Genomic DNA, 19,183 nt, shown 5'->3' with positions numbered 1-19,183 from the left:
TTTGTTTACAAGTGGATATACGTTCATGATTTTATTCATAAATGATTGGACAGAAATCAGCTATTATTTACGTCTTGTTTGCATCGTCTTGTTTGGATGCGCTTTATTTCGCAAAATGACCTCTTTACGCTCTTTTGAATCTAAAGGCACAAATAAAAAAACAAAAATATTCACGATCCTTTACGGCTTAATAGCGATTTATCAGGTTTCTATATGTATTTTATTTAGCACGTCATACATTACATCCATTCCTAAACACGAAGAGGCAGTCGATTTAACATTTCCGTTAAAAGGAGGGATTTACGAGGTTGTAAATGGAGGAATGAGTTCATCTATGAACTATCATTTTTCGCATCGTACTCTGAAATATGCGGTGGATATAACTAGGCTCACCCCTTTAGGATCAAGAAAAGAACAGTTTGAGAGTCTCGAATCTTTGAAATCTTATCCCATCTATGACGATTCAGTATATAGCCCTGTTGAGGGCAGAATTACCGAAGTTGTGGATGGAGTAGATGATAATGTGCCAAATACCCTGGGTGGTAGTGCTACAAATATGATTATCATCAAGTATAAAGAATATAATATTTTGTTGTTACACTTGAAAAAAAATAGTCTGCTAGTTAAGAAAAATGATTTTGTCAAGATTGGACAAGAAATAGCGAAAGTAGGGAACTCAGGTTACAGCAGTGAGCCGCATCTTCATGTTCATGCTATAAAACATGACAATAAGAGAGATTACTTCAATGGAACTTCAGTGCCTATTACTTTTAATGGTAATTATTTAAAGAGAAATGATTTACTGCTTGATCAAACGCTTATTTTTCGATAAAAATGAATATCTCCTTAGAACGTCGGTTTGAGAAACTGTTTTTCAGGTTTTCAGTATTGAGTATTGTTACTCAAAGCAAGTATTTTCAACTTAAGCGAGAGATATATCTCTTCCATCGTCTCGACACATGTGGAGTGCGTGGTAGTAATATATCGAGAAGAAAAGCATTGATGAACGAGGGATTAAGAACAACTTGAATATGTTCCTGCATTCACAAAAAGTACTTTAGAGTTGAGTACGGGAACATACATTATTTACATACATGAGGCACGCGGGAAGTGGATGAGCTGTATAGGTGAGGAAAGGTTGAGCAATTGTTTCGCAAAAGAATTATAGTAAGCAAATTTTATCAAGAGGATGCTCATATCTTTTACTTACATTTTTTTAATGATTCTCATAACAACAATTTTTCTTGGTATAGTTATCTATTATTATAATATTACGAAGTGATATAACTTGGGGAATTCTGAAATCTAAATAGGGGGATCGACAATGTAACCAGACTCAGTTATCTATATTTCGTACTAGGTTTATGAATAAGAATAACCCCTACATCATTGTCCAGGAATTGTCGGTCGAAACATTCATCGAACATGGTCCGCAATTATCGCCACCAATGACATGATTTTGGAACAGGTACTGATGTATGCAAAAAATAACCGCTTGACTATCCCCCATGATTTTTCCTTGATCAGCATAGATGATGTATCGTCTGCGGCTTTCTATAACCCGCCTATTACTACCGTTTTTTGTCTTTGCTTAAGAGAAATAAATTTTTCATAATCACTAAATTGATTTAGGAGGCGTTCTCACCAACTTCAGCCTAATTTTTTCTTATGCCTTCAATCTCAAAGGTGTCGTACCAAGCAATAAAGCCATCATCTCACTGACGATTGATCAGATCGGTGCGGATGCCGCGCTCATTTTGCTTTTTCCATGATCCTCAATATTGTGCTTGCACGTCTAACCAGGTTCAAATACATTTATCTTTGGGAAAAATATTCGGCAACTGTGAGCATGATACTGAAAATGTAAAAATAAACGACTGCATCAATTTTTTACGGAATTCCAATGTGATACTATCAGCTTCTTCACTGGCGTGGCCTACGTCTTCCTCTTCCCATTTATTGGGTTACTTGTATTGTCCCAGGAATTATGGCCTGCTTCCTGGCTGAAGGTGCAGCCGCTATATTTGGAAATTCCAGCGGTGGCTTCAAAGGTGCTGTCATTTTTAGCTGTCTTAACGGATTTCTACTCTGCTGCCCTCATCTTTCCACCCCTTCCTTTTTTAGGAGTAGAAGGGGTAAGCTTTGCCGCTCCTGACTTCACGTCCTTTTTTATTGTATTATGGGCTCTATTCCGTTTGTTTTAACTAAATCGATTTATTAATCATTAAAAAAGATCTATTAGGAGGAATGCTTTTAAAGACGAACATATTCAATTAGTTACGGTGGGTGACAATACTGCTCGGAAGGTGCTGGCAGATTTCCTTTAAATATTCAACTGCTGTTGTATCAGCGATTTATTGCGAGATGCTCATGCTCGTAATAACATTGATTTGCTTCAATATTAAGTTAAAATGATAGCTATACGATATCAAGGAGGCGGTGCAATTGGCGACCACGAACATAAAACGGACAGTTTTTAGAAGGATAGCGCCTGCTCGTCCTTAAACTGCGTGTTTCCTTCTTGATGAGGCGATCGCAACCAGCATGCAAATATATTACATTACTAAAATGAATGACTCTTCGAATCAGCAAATAGCAGAGACCAAGCCTCTACGAGTCGAAGAAGCTGAGGATTTTGATTTTATGATTACCTGTTCGTCACAAGCTACCAGTCGGTCGGGTTTGAGATTTCTGCCGAGTTTCATTATTATGTGCCCCCTCTTCGTAAGAATTCGTGTTGAATCAATACTACGCTTGGATAACGGTATTCCAATAATCACCATAAAAAGGCAACCGGATTGTATCGGCTGCCTTTTCCACGCCTAAGCGCACAACAGCATGGGCAAAAGTGGATAATAAATGGATACAGGTAAAGACTACACAGGGGAACCCCGAGATATTACAACGGAAAAGGAGACGCTATGACGGAGAAAAAAGAAATAGCAGCTAAAACAGGATGGAACTTCGACAATAGTTATGCTCGTTTACCGGAATCATTGTTTTCAAGGCTCAACCCAACCCCTGTTCGCTCACCCAAGCTGATTGTCCTTAACCATTCGCTAGCAGCATCGCTGGGATTAAACGATTCAGCGCTGCAGCAAAAAGATGAAGTAGCGGTGCTTGCCGGCAACCGGGTTCCCGAAGGCTCAGCGCCCCTTGCCCAGGCCTACGCAGGCCATCAATTCGGACATTTTAACATGCTGGGAGACGGTCGTGCTCTGCTGCTTGGCGAACAGATTACTCCCTTGGGGAAGCGAGTTGATATTCAGCTCAAGGGCTCAGGCAGAACGCCATACTCCCGTGGTGGTGATGGCCGCGCGGCCCTTGGCCCGATGCTTCGCGAATACATCATCAGCGAGGCGATGCATGCGCTGGGTATTGCGACTACCCGCAGCTTGGCAGTGGTGACAACAGGGGAGTCGATCATCCGGGAAACCGAGCTGCCCGGTGCCATTCTGACTCGTGTGGCTGCCAGCCATATTCGCGTGGCTACCTTCCAATACGTCTCAGCATGGGACACGGCCCAGAATCTTCGTGTGCTGGCTGATTACACGTTGGACAGACATTATCCCGAAGCTGCTGCTAAGGAAAATCGCTACCTTGGCCTGCTGCAGGAAGTGATCAAGCGTCAGGCCGAACTGATCGCAAAATGGCAGCTTGCTGGTTTTATCCACGGAGTGATGAACACCGACAACATGGCCCTTAGCGGCGAAACCATAGATTATGGCCCTTGCGCCTTCATGGATACTTATGATCCTGCGACGGTGTTCAGTTCCATTGACATTCAGGGCCGCTATGCTTATGCCAATCAGCCGCGTATTGCTGCCTGGAATCTGGCCAGATTTGCGGAGACCCTTTTGCCGCTGCTGCATGACAACGAGACGCAGGCTATCGAAATGGCCGAGGATGCGATTTCAGATTTTACAGACATGTTCCACCGTCATTGGCTGTCAGGGATGAGGGGGAAGTTGGGGATTTTTAATGAAGAGGTGCAGGATGAATCCCTGATCAAAGACCTTCTTGAAATGATGCAGCAGCATCGTGCGGATTACACCAATACCTTCCGCGCCCTAACCTTGGGCAAGCTGGAGGATATGGCCCTGTTCAGCACTGTGGAATTTGCCCAGTGGCATGAGCAATGGCAGACGAGACTGGACAGACAGCAGGAATCGCAAGCCTCCGTACATCAACTGATGCGTAGCAGCAATCCCGCCATAATTCCGCGGAACCACCGGGTAGAAGAAGCGCTGGAGGCTGCGGTGAAACAAGAAGACTACGGTGTGATGGAGCAGCTGCTCAAGGCTCTTTCGAACCCGTTTGCCTACTCTGCGGAACAGGAGATTTACTCTGCATTGCCTGAGGAATCCGCTTGTCCTTACCGAACCTTTTGCGGTACCTGATGTGAAGTGAGCCATTTGGCTGATGGTCTGATTTAATGCGTTGGTGTAAGAAGATAACCATTCTCTCACCAGCGCTTTTTTGTTTTAACCTGAAACGTGGAAGGAGCAGGCTATAACCATCAATCCAGCTCCTGACCATCATTTTCGATTTGAATATGCCCGCAATACAGACACTGGTGGGTACAGTTTTGGGTTAAAGCGGGCTGACCTTCGATCCTCATGTCGCTTTTCCCATTCAGCCAAGGCATCGTAAGGACAGGAATGCAGGGGGATGCTACAAAGCAGAATCCGCCCGACCGAAAGCCCGGAACGATTGACAATCATCTCCGTGCCCAGCCAGTTGCGAATCGGTTGTACCGACCGTAATACATCTGCCATTTCCTCTGTAAATTCGGGAAGCTCGTCCACTTCGAGCTGCGTTGCTGTAGGATTAAAGGTCAGATTGACCGTCTCATCCAGTGAGGTATAGATGATCTCGGGCCGGTAATTCGACGGATATTTGAAGACAGATTGCTCTACTGGCATAAGACTAAAGGATTTGGGAATATGGAAGCCAACCTCCCCATGAAGGATGTTCTGGGCTCCAACGTGAGATGGTCATGATCAATCTGAAGCAGCAATGCTTCCTCAGACGTAGAACCGTCCTGTTCCAAGTACTGAATGTCAACTGAGATGGATTTCGAATCATCTGGATTAACTGTTGCCTGATCCATTATTTTAGCTTTGAGGCTAATAATATGCTCATCTAGATAGTTCACAGAAAGTCCCCTTTTTCTTAAAAAGTAATCGTGAACCCAGCATATGTATTTATCGGTTAAAAGTGAAGTTTAGTTTACAAAATGACCCATTCGTTGGGGTCTATAATCCCTTTTTGCTGTAACCATTCTTTAGTCGTACTCCATAGCTGGTGTTGCATCGTGATATCCCCGCCAGGATATGCTGGCACAATGGGCTTTCCAGTGCCTACATTAAAATATCCGCATGTCACTCCTTGATATTGAGATTCTGTAGCTAAACGAACAATGATGTCCGCTCCTTTTCTCGGATCTCCGATATGCAAAGCATTCAATATTTTGGCAAGTGCCGAAGAAAAGCCTAACTCACGGCCAAGGCCGGTCACGTTAAAACCTGGATTAAGTGCGTTAACCGTGACTCCGGTCCCGTCCAATTGACGTCCAAGTTCTTCCGTATACATAATATTAAGAAGTTTAGTTTTACCGTAAATTATAGATGAGCCTCTTGCAGTAAAGTCAGATGTATCTGTCAAATCCTCAGGCAATGTAAGCTTCCCGTGGTTGCGTGATGCTTCAGAAGCAACATTAACGATTCTTGCATGTTTTGAATTCATTAATGGCAGGAGTAATGTATGTGTTAACAGCCATGGAGCAAAATAGTTTACTGCTATCATTTCAGCCAATCCGTCTGAGGTGATTCGCTGTTTGAATCCATGTAATCCCGCGTTGTTTACTAATACATCAATCTTTGGATAACTAGCCTTAATCTCATTTCCAATACGTTTGACATCTTTCATCAGAGACAGGTCTCCGAAAAAAAAGTTTACCTGTGTGTTGGGGACAAGCTCTTTTATAGTTTTTTTAGTTTCCTCAGCTCGTTGTTCATTTCTGGCTGTTAGCACAAGATGTGCTCCGCGTCTGGCTAATTCAATAGCTGCCAATTGTCCAATACCACTTGTAGCACCAGTAATTACAACAATCGGATATGTCGACATGTAAGTCCTCCTTCAAACGTTATCTTTTCTGCTTGACGCTTATCAAAATCGTAAATATGATTGATATATATCAAGTATATGTTTTTCGTTTGACATATGTCAATTATATTCAAACTAATCAATCATGAGGTGGATACCCTATGAAAAATAAAATTCAGAATCAACATGCTGCAAGAGGGCAATTAGAGCTGAATCTCGGTGAGCAGCTCAATGTACTTATAAGTGCATCACATGCACTCAACGTAAGAACTGCAGCGCTTTTCGATCCGGCTTTACAGCCTGCTGCATTTCTGATTGTACGTTGTCTCCTTTCATACGGTCCGGCAAGCGCTACATTTTTGGCGGAATCCACCGCTATGGATCGAAGCTCTGTCAGCCGGCTTGTTGCACAGCTCAAGCGCTTGAATTATGTAAAAAGTGAAACTCACCCTGAAGATCGACGAGGAGTCCTGATATCCCTGACAGCGTTTGGACGTGAAAAAGCTATGGATGCTCTAATTGAAAAAGAAGCTGAATTTTATAAACGCATTTCAACATGGGAGGATTCCAAACTTGAAGCGTTTACTGAAATGCTGAAGTGTTTTAACGGACAAACCATGGTTAAAGAAGATGCCTGACTATTTTGTTGAAGTAAGTCTGTGAGCAGGGAAAGGAAAACATATTAGAGAAATCAGGCGAATACATGAGCACAGATTTTATGAACAAGAGGGCATAATTCGTGATATTAGTCATTTGAAAAAAATATGTACGAGTAGATATTTTTTTTGCTAGTTTAATAGGTTGGTTTAAATTGACCGATGTTCAGATAAAAGAAACACCTTCCATTCCATTTTATTCCTAAAAATGTCTACGAATTAGCAGTTGTATTTAGGCGTTTTTTGTCATACAATTCACCTAATGCTACGGACTCGGTCTTAGAAACAGTAAGGTTTGGACGGTAGATAGGACGTTGGTTGTTTTGTTTATTTGCGAATCGTGCAGCTACGGGGTAGTTTTTCGATCAGGACTGCGTCAGTCCAAAAAATTAATAATGTTTTGGGGGCAGTTTTCCGGATCATTAATATTTGATGATAAACATATACGAAGGAGAGCTTTCTATTGGAATCGAAACAATTAACGAGAGGGCTAAAGCCACGCCATGTTGAGCTGATTGCGCTCGGAGGAACGATTGGTGTCGGCTTGTTTATGGGGTCGGCAAGTACGATAAAGTGGGCTGGTCCCTCTGTGCTGCTGGCTTATCTCTTAGCCGGGATTATTATGTTTTTTATCATGCGGATCATGGGGGAAATGCTGGTTCTCGAACCGGTGACAGGCTCATTCGCGACGTTTGCTCATAAATATATCAGCCCTTTGGCTGGTTTTCTGACCGCTTGGAGCTATTGGTTTTTATGGATTACGGTAGGAATGGCGGAGGTAACCGCGATTGGGGTGTACGTGGGTTATTGGTTCCCGGATATTCCCCAATGGCTGCCAGCCTTGGTCGGTGTGGTTATTATCGCGTTAGCCAATTTGGCGGCTGTTAAGTTTTACGGAGAATTTGAGTTTTGGTTCGCCATGATTAAGATTGTTGCTATTATCTTTATGCTGATTGTTGGCACTGGCCTGATCTTCTTCGGCTTTGGCAATGGCGGGCATCCGATTGGTCTCTCCAATTTAATCTCCCATGGCGGTTTTTTTGCAGGCGGATTAAAAGGTTTTCTGTTCTCACTATGCATTGTAACGGCGGCTTATCAGGGGATAGAGCTGGTAGGTATTACAGCGGGGGAAGCAGAAAATCCGAAAATGACACTCCGCAAGGCCACTAAAAACATCGTCTGGCGTATTCTGATTTTTTACGTGGGTGCGATTTTTGTCATTGTTACGATCTATCCTTGGAATCAAATTGGCGGGATAGGCAGTCCTTTCGTTCTGACCTTTGCCAAAGTAGGAATTGTAGCCGCTGCGGGCATCATTAACTTTGTTGTTCTCACCGCTGCGATGTCAAGTTGCAACAGCGGGATTTATAGTGCGGGGAGAATGTTGTACACCTTGGCTAAAAACGGACAAGCCCCCAAGTTTTTTGGAAAAGTTTCCGAGAGCGGCGTTCCTAAAAATAGTATTATCACGACGATCCTCTTACTGCTGATAGGAGTTCTGTTTAATTACTTATTCCCGGATTCCAAGCTGTTTCTGTACATCTATAGCGCCAGTGTTCTTCCAGGCATGGTACCGTGGTTTGCATTAGCGATCAGCCAATTTAAATTCAGAAAAAAATGGAAAAATGAAATGAAGGACCATACCTTTAAGTCTCGCTTCTTTCCGGTCAGCAATTACATCACCATCATCTTCTTATTGCTAGTAATTATCGGAATGTGGTTCAATCCGGACATACGCATGTCATTGATTGTAGGGGCATCATTTATGGCGCTCGTCATTATTGGATATTTTGTCTTTGGTATAGGAAAGCGGCAGAGAATTGAAGAAATAGAGGAACACTAGAGGTTGCTAAATTGCCGAGCGTCATTCAGGTTATATCCTGAGTTCGCTCGGCTTTTATTTTAGGTGAGATTATCCTTTTCGAACAACAAGTATTCATGTTTGGAATTTATTTTTCTAATCTTTAACTGTTAACAGAATGATTGAAAATATATAATGTTAATGATAATTTGAATTCACCCGGAGAAAAGAGGTTGAGAGAATGTTGTTGAAAAAATGGCCATTATTCTTGATGATAGGTATTCTTATGGTGGCATCTGTAGGCTGGAACGGTGGAGTAACTTATGCAGATCATTATTACGAATACACTTGGGATAAGTACAAGGGCACGGAGATCAAGACCTACAGATTGACTCCAGTACCTGGAAGAGCAGGAGAAATGGATCGGAACAAGTTTTTTAACGCTATCAGTAATACCCCAAATGTGTATGGGAATTTCAGCGGCTATAAAACAGGGAAAACAACAGGAGTTGTAACCAAGAGTGTAACGGATGGCGTTTATAAATTTAAGGTTATTGATTCTATTAGCAATAAGGAGCCTGAAATTGTAAACTACGTTAATCCAAGAGGCGGGGTTCCTCATAGATGGGACGGAACTAGTAATATTCGAATTTTTATGAGAGGGTCAAATGCAACTTCTTTGTCTAATCTGTTTTATAGGGGGACACCAAGTGAAGGACGATATCATTTTAATGCTGACGATGTCTATTTAGTTACTTTTTGGTCCAGTACAGTAAGACCGATCAGTGGGATGTCTGCCGAAGCGCTAATCGAGGAAGGAACTCCTACGTTTATAAATCGAGAGCTTGTAGGTCAAATAAAAGGCAAAGATCCTGCTGCTTATCCGCAAGATGGAACTTTAAATGGTTATTATTATGTTTATAAGGGTTCTAAGTTTAAAGAAGAATAAAAGAGCATACACTTTACTCAAGAAAGAGATAACATCATGTATTCCCCATACCGAATGGCGGATACATCATGTTATCTCTTGTTTTATTTGTAGGTGATTAATTTAATTGTTAATGAAAACCATTGTTAAGTGATAGGGATATACGACTTTAAAAGTATATTAACTAGCCTAAGGACAGAATTACTTTTTTTACTGGCCTTATTCAATTCCGGGGAGATTATTCCGATAATTTAATTATATACAGTTTGGTGTTAATGGAAATTAAAATTCATTTGAAAAGAGGGAATTAATTTCCAAAGTTGATATGGAGGTACAGGTAAAAGCGATCTAGTACTATCTCATATAGGAGGTGTAGTGACCTAAAATAATGAGATGTGAAAAAAAGTTAATACGCATTAGGCAATACATCGCTGGTTTACTGGCCGTATGGTTGTTCTGTATACATATTGTGCCTGTTTTTGCAGATAGGGCCTTTAACGATATTGAACATTCCTACGCAGCGGATGCGATTGAGGCCATGGCTGCTCAAGGTTATGTTACGGGTTATCAGGATGGCAGTTTTCGGCCTGTACATTTTATTTCGCGGCAGGAATGGGCTACCATCTTCGCTAAAACCTTAAAGCGAACATCGAATAACAGAGATGTTACGTCTTTTCGTGATGTATCACCATGGGCTCTGCCTTATGTGCAGATCTTGCAAAAAGAGAACATTACGAAAGGAATTAATGATCAATTATTTGGTGCCAAGCAGAATATGACTCGTCAGGATATGGCCGTTTGGTATGCCCGGTATTTTGGTGTTTCTGAAGATACCCGTTCTGCCGGTATATCCGGTTTTGTGGATCAGCCTGATATTTCAGACTATGCACAAACGAGCGTGTGGATGATGGAGCGATTAGAGCTGATAAAGGGGGATACGAATCATTATTTCTATCCCAAAAAATTTGTGACACGACAAGATGCCACGTTGGTTGCTTATCGGGTATGGATAGGCGGTGACGATCTGAAAGAACGTGCCAAGCGTTTGCTGGAGTCAGGAAACGGAGCTGTAACGACGAATCAGCCGTCCAGTCTGCCAGACCCGGACAAAGCAGCGGTCGACTCGGCACCGGAAATTAATCACCAAAGTGTGACTCCGGAAATCGAGGAGCCTAAAAGTCACAGGTCAAGGCGCAATCCAGCATCAGTGACGCCACCAGAGCCGAAATCGTCAGTGACACAACCGGATCATTCTTCGGATTTTGTAGCGGATGAGGTAGTAATCAAGGCGCCAGAGTTGGTCAATCAGCCGGAAACGTATCCTTCGTATCAGCTATCCTTTGAGCTCTACAATAAAGGGCACTTGGTAAGCATTCCCGATGTCGGTGTCACTTACAAGTTTAGTGATACATTAGGTGTTTTCGATGAACATGGGAAAATCGCGCATCCAGAAAATATTCCAGCTGCTGATGGTTTTATTCCTGTCGAGTTGGAAGTTACCATTGCGAACTCCTATCGGGCACTTAAAGCGCAGACCCGGCTGGCCGTGAAAGGGAAGGCTCCTCCGGTAGATGACCCAAGTGTAATTGTAGCGGATGAGGCCGTAATCAAGGCGCCGGAGCTTATAAATCAGCCGGAAACGTATCCTTCGTATCAGTTGTCCTTTGAGCTTTACAAAGAAGGGCACTTGGTAAGCATTCCCGATGTCGGTGTCACTTACAAGTTTAGTGATACATTAGGCGTTTTTGATGAACATGGGAAAATCGCGCATCCAGAAAATATTCCAGCTGCTGATGGTTTTATTCCTGTTGAGTTGGAAGTCGCCATTGCGAAACCGCATCGGGTACTTAAAGCACAGACCCGACTAATCGTGAAAGGGAAGGCAGACGACCCAAGTGTAATTGTGGCGGATGAGGCCGTAATCAAGGCGCCCGAGCTTATAAATCAGCCGGAAACGTATCCTTCGTATCAGTTGTCCTTTGAGCTTTACAAAGAAGGGCACTTGGTAAGCATTCCCGATGCCAGCGTCACAAGTGTCACTTACAAATTTAGTGATACATTAGGTGTTTTTGATGACAATGGGAAAATCGCGCATCCTGAGAATATCCCAGCTGCTGATGGTTTTATTCCTGTTGAGTTGGAAGTCACCATTGCGAACCCCCATCGGGTACTTAAAGCACAGACCCAGCTGATTGTGAAAGGGAAGGCTCCTCCGGTAGATGACCCAAGTGTAATTGTGGCGGATGAGGCCGTAATCAAGGCGCCGGAACTTATAAATCAACCGGAAACGTATCCTTCGTATCAGTTGTCCTTTGAGCTTTACAATGAAGGGCACTTGGTAAGCATTCCCGATGCCAGCGTCACAAGTGTCACTTACAAATTTAGTGATACATTAGGTGTTTTTGATGAACATGGGAAAATCGCGCATCCTGAGAATATTCCAGCTGCTGATGGTTTTATTCCTGTCGAGTTGGAAGTCACCATTGCGAACCCCCATCGGGTACTTAAAGCACAGACCCAGCTGGTCGTGAAAGGGATGACTCCTCCACCAGAGGCTCCGAATGTAATCAGGTCCGTATACTTGGCCACGTCCACCATTTCACAGGCTGCTACTCTAGACCCTGCAGCCTGGAGTATGCCCTACGTATTTCATAATGCCAAGGGAGAGGTCATACCGCCCGGTTTGTTGCCGTCAGACTTGAAGCTTCGGATAGAGGATTCCTCGGGAATATTTGACGAGGATGGACATATTGCCAATCTGCATCTGATTCCGGCAGTGAAATCTGTCATTCCATTCAAGATCGAGGTTGAATCACCATCTCAGGGAATTCACTTCATATCCGATGCCGAGTTAACTGTAGTACCCGGAGAACGCAAAAAGCAATATTTTGCTGTCTCCATAATACTGCAAGGAAGTAGTGAAGAGGGCAAAACGACCACGGTAGACGAAATTAAGCAAGCTCGTCAATTGCTGATGAATCACTTTGGCCCCAACTTAAAAGTGACCTGGGCGATGCAAAATGAATTTGTTTTTTACGCTGAGAATCGCCCGCAGCTTAAACAGGTTTTGGCATACGTGGATCAGTATGGCGATGAAGTCGGGATTATGGACTCGGAACCGAATAACCAGTTTAATCTTCATAGTTGGGAAGACCGGGAGGCCGAGTGGTTGTATATGTATCGTTATAATGCACTCAATGAGCTGCACCAAGGCGGTACGTTGGGATCACCTTCGGTGTTTGAAAGCATGGATACAGACCAGTATCGGAAGTATCTGCCTAAATCATTGTCCAGCTATACGGTGAATCCTGAGCAGGCCCAATGGCTTAAAGATCATTATAGGATCACTTCAGCCATGGGGTGGTCGGCTACACAGTATAATGTTAACAACATATATGGTGAGGGTTCACCTTTGATGCCTTACTGGTCCAATAAGGATAATCCGATTGTTCCCGCACAGGGGCTTGCCGATAATAGCGGTACCGTGTTTATGAACTCGGTTACGATTGATCCCATTGGATCACGCTATACAGAAGGTTCCTCACGCTGGACGCTCGCACCAGGTGACCCAAATATGAATGAAAAAACGGATGCGGCACCACAACTGTATATAGCACAGCAATATCTGGATAATCCTTATCAACGCTTAAATACGGTAAACTACATGTCCATTATTCTGGACATCCACTCGTTTGCCACAAAACCACACCTGTCTCAAATATGGGATAACTTTGTGAAACACTTCCCTGCTGACCGTGAGGTCGAAATTGTGGGAGTGGACGGGCTGAAGCAGATTTATGAATCGTCAGCTGGATCGAATAATGATCGCTCGGAATTTTCACTCATGTTTAGGGGCTCCGGCATTGCCTCGGGCTCCAATAATTCGCCGGCCAATCTGCGTTACTTGTGGACTGAAAACGCCTCACAGCGGATCATTTTATCCAAGGAGGATGGAGATGCGGCATGGTCCATTATTGATTTTACGGACTATACCCGCAGTCCGGTTCCGAAGATGCCATACGGCGAGAAGAATTCGAAAGTGGATGTAAGCTATGTCACCGGAAGGAACTTCAAGCTAGCTCCTGCGGCTCCGTTAACAGCAGATGAAATTCAGCGCGTAAAGAATCGTTTGAAGGAGATTTATTTCTCAGAAAAAGTGAACTATCAGTAAGTGTTTGACATGACAGGATTTTTTAAGACCTGAGGTTTATGAAAAAGGGGGTGTCCCAAAGCCATGGAAATGGCTAGGGGACGCCCCTTTGCTTTAGAGAAGGATATTCGTTGGTGGTTAGACCCATTCAATAACCTGATCTGCCGATCGCCGGGTTTTATCGCGCGGCTCATTCAGACGGTATCCAAAGGCTACCATACAGGAAATACCGAAATGCTCAGCGTCCATGATGCCTTCCTCGGAGAGAATGCGTTCGATCTCCTCTTTTTGAAAGCCTTCGATCGGACAGGAATCAATGCCGATTTGGGCTGCGGCTGTCATCATATTTCCCAGTGCGATGTAGGTTTGTCGGCAGGCCCATTCGAACATAACTCTCTCATTTTCCTCCAGCCCAAAATCCGATTTCAGGAAGGCGTCATATACCTTCTCTTTGCCTTGCATAACTTCAGCAGGTAATTGCTGTACGTTTTCCATCATATCCTTGATGTAACCGGATGAGGCTGCCATATCTTTAGGCAGTCTGGAGAGAATGAGCACGAAATGGCTTGCTGTCGGCAGCTGTTTTTTGGCCCCCCAAGAGTAAGGCAGCAGCTTTTCACGCACCGCTTTACTTTGGACGACAACGAACTTCCAGGGTTCAAAACCAAATGAGCTTGGAGACAAGCGGCCTGTTTCAAGAATAAAATCGAAGTCGGCATCGCTAATTTTTTTATGGCTATCAAATTCTTTGGTTGCATGTCTGAACTGATATGCAGATAAAATTTGCTGTTTAGTGGTAGCTAAGGTTTCCATTGCTTATACACTCCTTATGGATATGGATTGGATTGACGCTTACCGAATGACATGTTTAATATTAGAATATACGTGATTTTTTTTGAAGTACGCACATTAATGTGCTGCAGTATATAAAATGTAACCAAAGGGGAGAAGTAAATACCTATGCGCAATCGGAAAGGCGGCTTTGGGGAATGTTCCGCCGGAAATGATCAGGCCTGTCCTGTGGAGTACACGCTGGACGTGATTGGGGGCAAGTGGAAAGGAGTTATTCTATATCACCTTATGTATGGAACAAAGCGATTTAGTGATTTTCGCCGTATTTGTCCGGGAATTACACAGCGTATGCTGACACTCCAATTACGCGAGCTGGAAGAGGATGGCGTCGTTCATCGCGAGGTTTACCGACAGGTTCCGCCCAAAGTTGAATACTCTCTAACGGAATTCGGAAGCACCCTAATCCCGATTATTAGCCTAATGAAGGATTGGGGAGAAAACTATAAAACCAAGCAACATTCAAAGGAAAACCGCCTTTAGCATCTGAGCTCCAATTTGCAGCATGCTAAAGACAGGCTCTCGATAAAAGACTTGTCATCCATTTGGCAGGTCTTTTTCCTTGTATCTTCTGTGAAATCCGCTTAACTCCAATAGATCCTGTTTGCCGAAAAATATCTTTTATTTCGTTGTGATGACGATCGTATTTTCTTTTTGTATCCAATCTACCTTGGCTCCCAGTGTCTCGCTGATTAGCCGTAGAGGAAGATAGGCAATGCCGTTTACCGTGAATGGAGAAGGGGTGAGCTTCACAGACTTATCGTTCACTGTGGTTTGGCTGGTTTTGAGATTGATTTGTATCGAGACAGGATTGGTTCCTGCTTTGGATTGAATGATTTTCGCTACTTTGTTGTTGGAGTCAAAGGTGACCTCAGCTTCCATTTTGTCAAATACAGAACGGAGCGGAATAAACGCTTGACCGTTGCGAGTAATCACACCGTTACTTAGCGGGACAGGAGCACCGTTGAGACGGATAAGAATCGGCTTTTGTACAGGAACTGGCGTACTATAAAGAAATTCATAATCCCCGATGCCGAGCTGCGCATGTTTGTTAACTCCCCAGCCCCACAGGGTGCCGTCTGTTTTTTGCATGATCACATGTCTTGAGCCTGCTTTCATGCTTTGCATATTTCTGGAAAGTAATGTGAATTTGGCGTTCGGCGAAATTTTTTCACCATCCAATGACGCTTCGTAGACATTCCCCTCTGTGGTCAGTGTGATGATGGAGCGCTCAACGATGAAGGCATCCTTCACATTCTTTACACCCGTCAGCAGTACAGGTGTATTGGTGTTGTGATAGGTTGTACTATCAGAGAAACCGGTGACTGTCGCGCCCCAGAACCACAGCTGGCCTTGCCGATCAATCGCAAGATTGGTACGGCTATCGTCCTTTTTTAAGGCTATGTTTTTAGCGATTGCCTTTATGCGTTTTTCCTCATTTCTTCACCTGTTTTACAAGGATAAAAACGATATCTTGGGAATATATCCTTATCATTAGACGAAGAATATTTATAAAAAGTTTCCATAAATCGTTAATTTCAATAAAAGAACCCCGCAACCCACCAGTAGTGTTAGGTCGCGTGGTTCTTTTACCGTATCAGCTATATGAAAATCCACTTACAGGAGAACTCACATTGCTGTAGACTGATCAATTTGCGATTCGATTGCGTACGATCAATAGGGTTTGCTCTTTGATTTGTGCGATTTCACGAATAAGTGCAGCTGTTTTGGCTTCATAGGACTGCTTGACATCGAAATCTTTCAGCGAGGCAAGATTAATATCAACGGTCAGCAGGGCGGATTGAGCAGCAGCTTCAAACAGAATCGCGCCAATGCCAAGATCAGAAATGACATTTTTATTGGACGCTTCCGCGATACTGTAAGCATGGGACAATCCGTCCCGGCATACCTCCAGCAAGCGGATCGGTACCTCAATGGCTGCGATTACCGCGCTTTGTAGAGCGTGGATACGATAGCGCTTTTCTTCGTCCGTCCCCTTCGGCAATTTTAACGCCGTCATGTATTGCTCAAAGGATCGGATGTCGGCGCCCATCAATTCCTCGCAGCGCGTAATCAGGGTTTCCATGCTACGAATCACTTCAGTGATTTGCTCATGAATATGCGCATATTTTTCTCCTTGTGAAAGGTTAGCGCTCATAGAGGTCATAGCTGCGCCCAGTGCCGCAGCCAGAGCAGATGTACTTCCTCCGCCGGGAGTAGGAGCTGCGCTTCCTGCTTCTTTCAGAAATTGTCCGATGGAATCATGCCATGACAGTTCACTCATGAATAAACCACCTCTCTGGTTTTTTGCTGCAGTTCAATTGCCTTGAGCAGATTTTTGTACAGGATGGCAGTTGTCAATGTGCCAACACCGCCGGGTACGGGCGAAATGGCATGTACCTTTTCCCCAACGTCTGAAGCGGCATCCCCAACTATTTTTCCCTCCAGCGTCTCGTTAATTCCCGCATCTACCAAAATCAGACCCGGATGAACCATATCTCGTGTAATCACGTCAGGACATCCGACTGCGACAAAGGCAATGTCTGCATGACTCAAATGCTCTGCAATATCACGTGTACCTGCATGACAGGCGGTGACGGTGGCATTTTCTCTTTGCAGCATGTGAAAAAGAGGAAGTCCCACTGTCTGGCCGATGCCGACAAGAGTGACATTTTTGCCTGACAAGGTGTGGCCGTAATGCTTGAGCAGTTCAATACAGGCTTGAGGTGTGGCGGGATACAGTCCCGCTTCCCCTGTAACGGTGGCCAGTTTATTGCCAGGGGTTATTCCGTCAATATCTTTGTACGGGGCGATGGACTGTTTGATGACGGATGTAGATAGATGCGGGGGAAGAGGCAATTCCAGCATAATACCATGTACATGAGAAGCTTCGTTCAGGCTGCCGATCAGGTGAAGGAGTTCAGCTTCGCTAACATGACGATCAAAGGTGTGAAGATGAAAGGAGATGCCCAGCTTCTCCGCTATTTTTTGCTTGGTTCGGGCGTAGTAAGCAGAGGCTGGATCGCCATCTACCAATAGAGTTGCCAAATGAGGACGATGTCCTTGCTGTTTTAGCTGTTCCACCCGGGAACGGATCGTTGCATACACTTGCTCAGCTGCTTCTTTGGATTTCATAATGATAGCCATAGTTCGAGCCTCCTCTGAATTTATCGTGCACTTGATGGAATCAACGGGGTGTCATGGTCCTATAAACGCAAAAAAGTATTTGCACAAGGTCGTCAAGACAGACGAATCCTCTGCAAATACTTCTCCCAGGCGAACGGCACGCTTTTGTTTGTATGCTCCCTCGTGGTTTATTCCACTGACTTCGCCAGTCACATACAGCGTTATTTGCTTTAAGTTTAACAAATATCCTTCCGAAAATAAACCCGCGAATGATTGGTAAAGGGTCAAGCGGGTATAACAATATGACAAATGTCATACTCCTGAACTGACGTTTATGACTACAGCGGCCAGAGACAGCTCCTTATACTGGGGTAAGATCTATATGCACGTCTGGCGAGATCAAGGTACAGCCGTCATTTTAAAGGAGGATCAACATTAAGTATGGCACAACTTTCATTAGCCCAATTAAAAAAAAATATGGCTCCTTACGAAAAAATAAACACGAAATCAAGCGTACTGCAACTCATCAACACTTTGGGGCCGCTGATCCTGCTATGGTACGCCGCTTACCTCAGTCTGTCGGTATCCTATGGGCTGACACTTCCGATTACCATTATTGCTTCGGGATTTGTGGTACGGACATTCATCATTTTTCATGATTGTGGTCATCAATCCTTCTTCAAAAGCCGCAGGCTGAATGACATTGTGGGAACGATTACAGGTGTTATTACGCTCTGTCCGTATCATCAATGGAAAAATAGTCACGCGGTTCACCATGCAACCAGCAGCAATCTCGATAAAAGAGGTACAGGTGATATGTGGGTACTTACGGTAGAAGAGTACGCACAGGCTTCCATATGGATACGGCTGGCTTATCGCATATACCGGAATCCTTGGGTTATGTTCGGATTGGGTCCGATCTATACTTTTTTGCTTTCCTATCGTTTTAACGTCAAAACAGCGAAGCGTAAGGAAAAAATGAACACTTATATCACAAATGTATCTATCGTTGCCTTGTACGCACTGTTGTGTTGGGCTATCGGCTGGCAGTCGTTCCTGCTGATACAGGTGCCTATCTTTTTTGTATCAGGCATGCTGGGAATCTGGCTGTTTTATGTGCAGCATCAGTTTGAGGATTCGTATTTTGAGCATGATGAAGAATGGAGCTATATCAATGCAGCCGTGGAAGGCAGCTCTTATTACAAGCTTCCTAAAATATTGCAATGGATTACGGGGAATATCGGCTTTCATCACGTCCATCACTTGAGTCCCAAAGTGCCAAATTATAATTTGGAGAAGGCGCATGAAGCAACACCACTGCTACAAAAAGCGACCACTATCACTATGAGCAGCAGTCTGCAATCTCTAAAGTTCCGGCTTTGGGATGAAAACACAAAAACCTTTTTAACCTTTAAACAAGTGAGGCCGCTGCTGAGCAAACGTGTTGCTGTTACGAAACGGATTCCTGCATCTGTAGTAAGCACGGAAAGAAAATGATTAGTACTGGTACCTATTTCGATATGATAAGATAAAGGATAAAGAATTGTGAAGGAGAGAAGGGCGGG

General features: G+C 43.9%; 15 protein-coding genes, 1 pseudogene and 1 riboswitch. Of the genes and pseudogenes, 10 read left to right on the top strand and 6 right to left on the bottom strand.

Annotation, left to right across the window (positions count from 1 at the left end):
* The first annotated feature begins 25 nt into the window (after nucleotides 1-25).
* The 4 genes from JO375_RS23820 to JO375_RS23805 all read left to right on the top strand — a co-directional run bounded on the left by JO375_RS23820 (nucleotide 26) and on the right by JO375_RS23805 (nucleotide 4,400).
* Nucleotides 26-832 (top strand): M23 family metallopeptidase, encoded by an 807-nt coding sequence (locus tag JO375_RS23820; RefSeq protein WP_229526781.1) that lies wholly within the window; start codon nucleotides 26-28, stop codon nucleotides 830-832.
* A gap of 567 nt (nucleotides 833-1,399) precedes the next feature.
* On the top strand, nucleotides 1,400-1,615 hold the full coding sequence (locus tag JO375_RS23815; RefSeq protein ID WP_322098784.1) for a substrate-binding domain-containing protein: 216 nt from the start codon (nucleotides 1,400-1,402) through the stop codon (nucleotides 1,613-1,615).
* A 372-nt stretch (nucleotides 1,616-1,987) separates the two neighbouring features.
* Nucleotides 1,988-2,155 (top strand): hypothetical protein, encoded by a 168-nt coding sequence (locus tag JO375_RS23810; RefSeq protein WP_229526780.1) that lies wholly within the window; start codon nucleotides 1,988-1,990, stop codon nucleotides 2,153-2,155.
* Nucleotides 2,156-2,921: 766 nt separating this feature from the next.
* Nucleotides 2,922-4,400, top strand: a complete 1,479-nt coding sequence (locus JO375_RS23805; RefSeq protein WP_229526779.1) for a protein adenylyltransferase SelO — start codon at nucleotides 2,922-2,924, stop codon at nucleotides 4,398-4,400.
* Between the two features lie 119 nt (nucleotides 4,401-4,519).
* On the opposite strand, the pseudogene JO375_RS23800 reads toward JO375_RS23805, so the two are convergent.
* Together JO375_RS23800 and JO375_RS23795 are read right to left on the bottom strand one after the other, a co-directional pair.
* Nucleotides 4,520-4,672: pseudogene (locus tag JO375_RS23800) on the bottom strand (PAAR-like protein); the annotation flags it as partial.
* Nucleotides 4,673-5,232: 560 nt separating this feature from the next.
* Nucleotides 5,233-6,129 carry an SDR family NAD(P)-dependent oxidoreductase gene (locus JO375_RS23795; protein WP_229526778.1) on the bottom strand — a complete coding sequence of 299 codons (897 nt, stop codon included), beginning with the start codon at nucleotides 6,127-6,129 and terminating at the stop codon, nucleotides 5,233-5,235.
* A gap of 140 nt (nucleotides 6,130-6,269) precedes the next feature.
* On the opposite strand from JO375_RS23795, the gene JO375_RS23790 reads away from it, so the two are divergent.
* From JO375_RS23790 to JO375_RS23775, 4 genes are all read left to right on the top strand, one after another.
* A complete protein-coding gene (locus JO375_RS23790) occupies nucleotides 6,270-6,746 on the top strand; it encodes a MarR family winged helix-turn-helix transcriptional regulator (protein WP_229526777.1) in 477 nt (158 codons plus the stop codon).
* A 481-nt stretch (nucleotides 6,747-7,227) separates the two neighbouring features.
* Nucleotides 7,228-8,607 (top strand): amino acid permease, encoded by a 1,380-nt coding sequence (locus JO375_RS23785; protein ID WP_229526776.1) that lies wholly within the window; start codon nucleotides 7,228-7,230, stop codon nucleotides 8,605-8,607.
* Between the two features lie 199 nt (nucleotides 8,608-8,806).
* Entirely contained in the window at nucleotides 8,807-9,514 is a 708-nt protein-coding gene (locus JO375_RS23780; RefSeq protein ID WP_229526775.1) for a hypothetical protein, read from the top strand.
* 448 nt (nucleotides 9,515-9,962) lie between these two features.
* A complete protein-coding gene (locus JO375_RS23775) occupies nucleotides 9,963-13,664 on the top strand; it encodes an S-layer homology domain-containing protein (protein ID WP_407672839.1) in 3,702 nt (1,233 codons plus the stop codon).
* Between the two features lie 117 nt (nucleotides 13,665-13,781).
* Here the strand turns inward: JO375_RS23775 and JO375_RS23770 are convergent, their stop codons facing one another.
* On the bottom strand, nucleotides 13,782-14,456 hold the full coding sequence (locus tag JO375_RS23770) for an NAD(P)H-dependent oxidoreductase (protein WP_229526772.1): 675 nt from the start codon (nucleotides 14,454-14,456) through the stop codon (nucleotides 13,782-13,784).
* Between the two features lie 147 nt (nucleotides 14,457-14,603).
* Between JO375_RS23770 and JO375_RS23765 the strand changes: the two genes are divergently transcribed.
* Entirely contained in the window at nucleotides 14,604-14,975 is a 372-nt protein-coding gene (locus JO375_RS23765; RefSeq protein ID WP_229526771.1) for a winged helix-turn-helix transcriptional regulator, read from the top strand.
* Nucleotides 14,976-15,113: 138 nt separating this feature from the next.
* On the opposite strand, the gene JO375_RS23760 is transcribed toward JO375_RS23765, so the two are convergent.
* From JO375_RS23760 to JO375_RS23750, 3 genes are all read right to left on the bottom strand, one after another.
* The gene (locus JO375_RS23760) at nucleotides 15,114-15,746 is read right to left on the bottom strand and encodes a copper amine oxidase N-terminal domain-containing protein (RefSeq protein ID WP_229526770.1); all 633 of its coding nucleotides are present in this window, start codon (nucleotides 15,744-15,746) and stop codon (nucleotides 15,114-15,116) included.
* A 394-nt stretch (nucleotides 15,747-16,140) separates the two neighbouring features.
* Nucleotides 16,141-16,776, bottom strand: coding sequence for a cyclodeaminase/cyclohydrolase family protein (locus tag JO375_RS23755; protein WP_229526769.1), 636 nt, complete (start codon nucleotides 16,774-16,776; stop codon nucleotides 16,141-16,143).
* The gene (locus JO375_RS23750; protein ID WP_229526768.1) at nucleotides 16,773-17,639 is read right to left on the bottom strand and encodes a bifunctional 5,10-methylenetetrahydrofolate dehydrogenase/5,10-methenyltetrahydrofolate cyclohydrolase; all 867 of its coding nucleotides are present in this window, start codon (nucleotides 17,637-17,639) and stop codon (nucleotides 16,773-16,775) included. The genes JO375_RS23755 and JO375_RS23750 overlap by 4 nt, the downstream gene beginning before the upstream one ends.
* Nucleotides 17,640-17,755: 116 nt before the next feature.
* A riboswitch (ZMP/ZTP riboswitch) is annotated at nucleotides 17,756-17,841 on the bottom strand.
* Between the two features lie 218 nt (nucleotides 17,842-18,059).
* Between JO375_RS23750 and JO375_RS23745 the strand changes: the two genes are divergently transcribed.
* Nucleotides 18,060-19,115 (top strand): fatty acid desaturase, encoded by a 1,056-nt coding sequence (locus tag JO375_RS23745; protein ID WP_229526767.1) that lies wholly within the window; start codon nucleotides 18,060-18,062, stop codon nucleotides 19,113-19,115.
* Nucleotides 19,116-19,183: the final 68 nt, after the last annotated feature.

The organism is Paenibacillus farraposensis (assembly GCF_020736845.1).
Classification (GTDB): domain Bacteria; phylum Bacillota; class Bacilli; order Paenibacillales; family Paenibacillaceae; genus Paenibacillus; species Paenibacillus farraposensis.
The sequence above is the reverse complement of the archived record's forward strand: the minus strand, read 5'-3'. Positions and strand labels throughout refer to the sequence as shown.

What these genes read in the sequence shown, in the direction of transcription:
- JO375_RS23765 (WP_229526771.1), top strand. Translation starts at nt 14,604, where the DNA reads ATGCGCAATCGGAAAGGCGGCTTTGGGGAATGTTCCGCCGGAAATGAT.
- JO375_RS23755 (WP_229526769.1), bottom strand. Translation starts at nt 16,776, where the DNA reads ATGAGTGAACTGTCATGGCATGATTCCATCGGACAATTTCTGAAAGAA.
- JO375_RS23745 (WP_229526767.1), top strand. Translation starts at nt 18,060, where the DNA reads ATGGCACAACTTTCATTAGCCCAATTAAAAAAAAATATGGCTCCTTAC.
- JO375_RS23795 (WP_229526778.1), bottom strand. Translation starts at nt 6,129, where the DNA reads ATGTCGACATATCCGATTGTTGTAATTACTGGTGCTACAAGTGGTATT.
- JO375_RS23805 (WP_229526779.1), top strand. Translation starts at nt 2,922, where the DNA reads ATGACGGAGAAAAAAGAAATAGCAGCTAAAACAGGATGGAACTTCGAC.
- JO375_RS23790 (WP_229526777.1), top strand. Translation starts at nt 6,270, where the DNA reads ATGAAAAATAAAATTCAGAATCAACATGCTGCAAGAGGGCAATTAGAG.
- JO375_RS23750 (WP_229526768.1), bottom strand. Translation starts at nt 17,639, where the DNA reads ATGGCTATCATTATGAAATCCAAAGAAGCAGCTGAGCAAGTGTATGCA.
- JO375_RS23780 (WP_229526775.1), top strand. Translation starts at nt 8,807, where the DNA reads ATGTTGTTGAAAAAATGGCCATTATTCTTGATGATAGGTATTCTTATG.
- JO375_RS23810 (WP_229526780.1), top strand. Translation starts at nt 1,988, where the DNA reads ATGGCCTGCTTCCTGGCTGAAGGTGCAGCCGCTATATTTGGAAATTCC.
- JO375_RS23770 (WP_229526772.1), bottom strand. Translation starts at nt 14,456, where the DNA reads ATGGAAACCTTAGCTACCACTAAACAGCAAATTTTATCTGCATATCAG.
- JO375_RS23820 (WP_229526781.1), top strand. Translation starts at nt 26, where the DNA reads ATGATTTTATTCATAAATGATTGGACAGAAATCAGCTATTATTTACGT.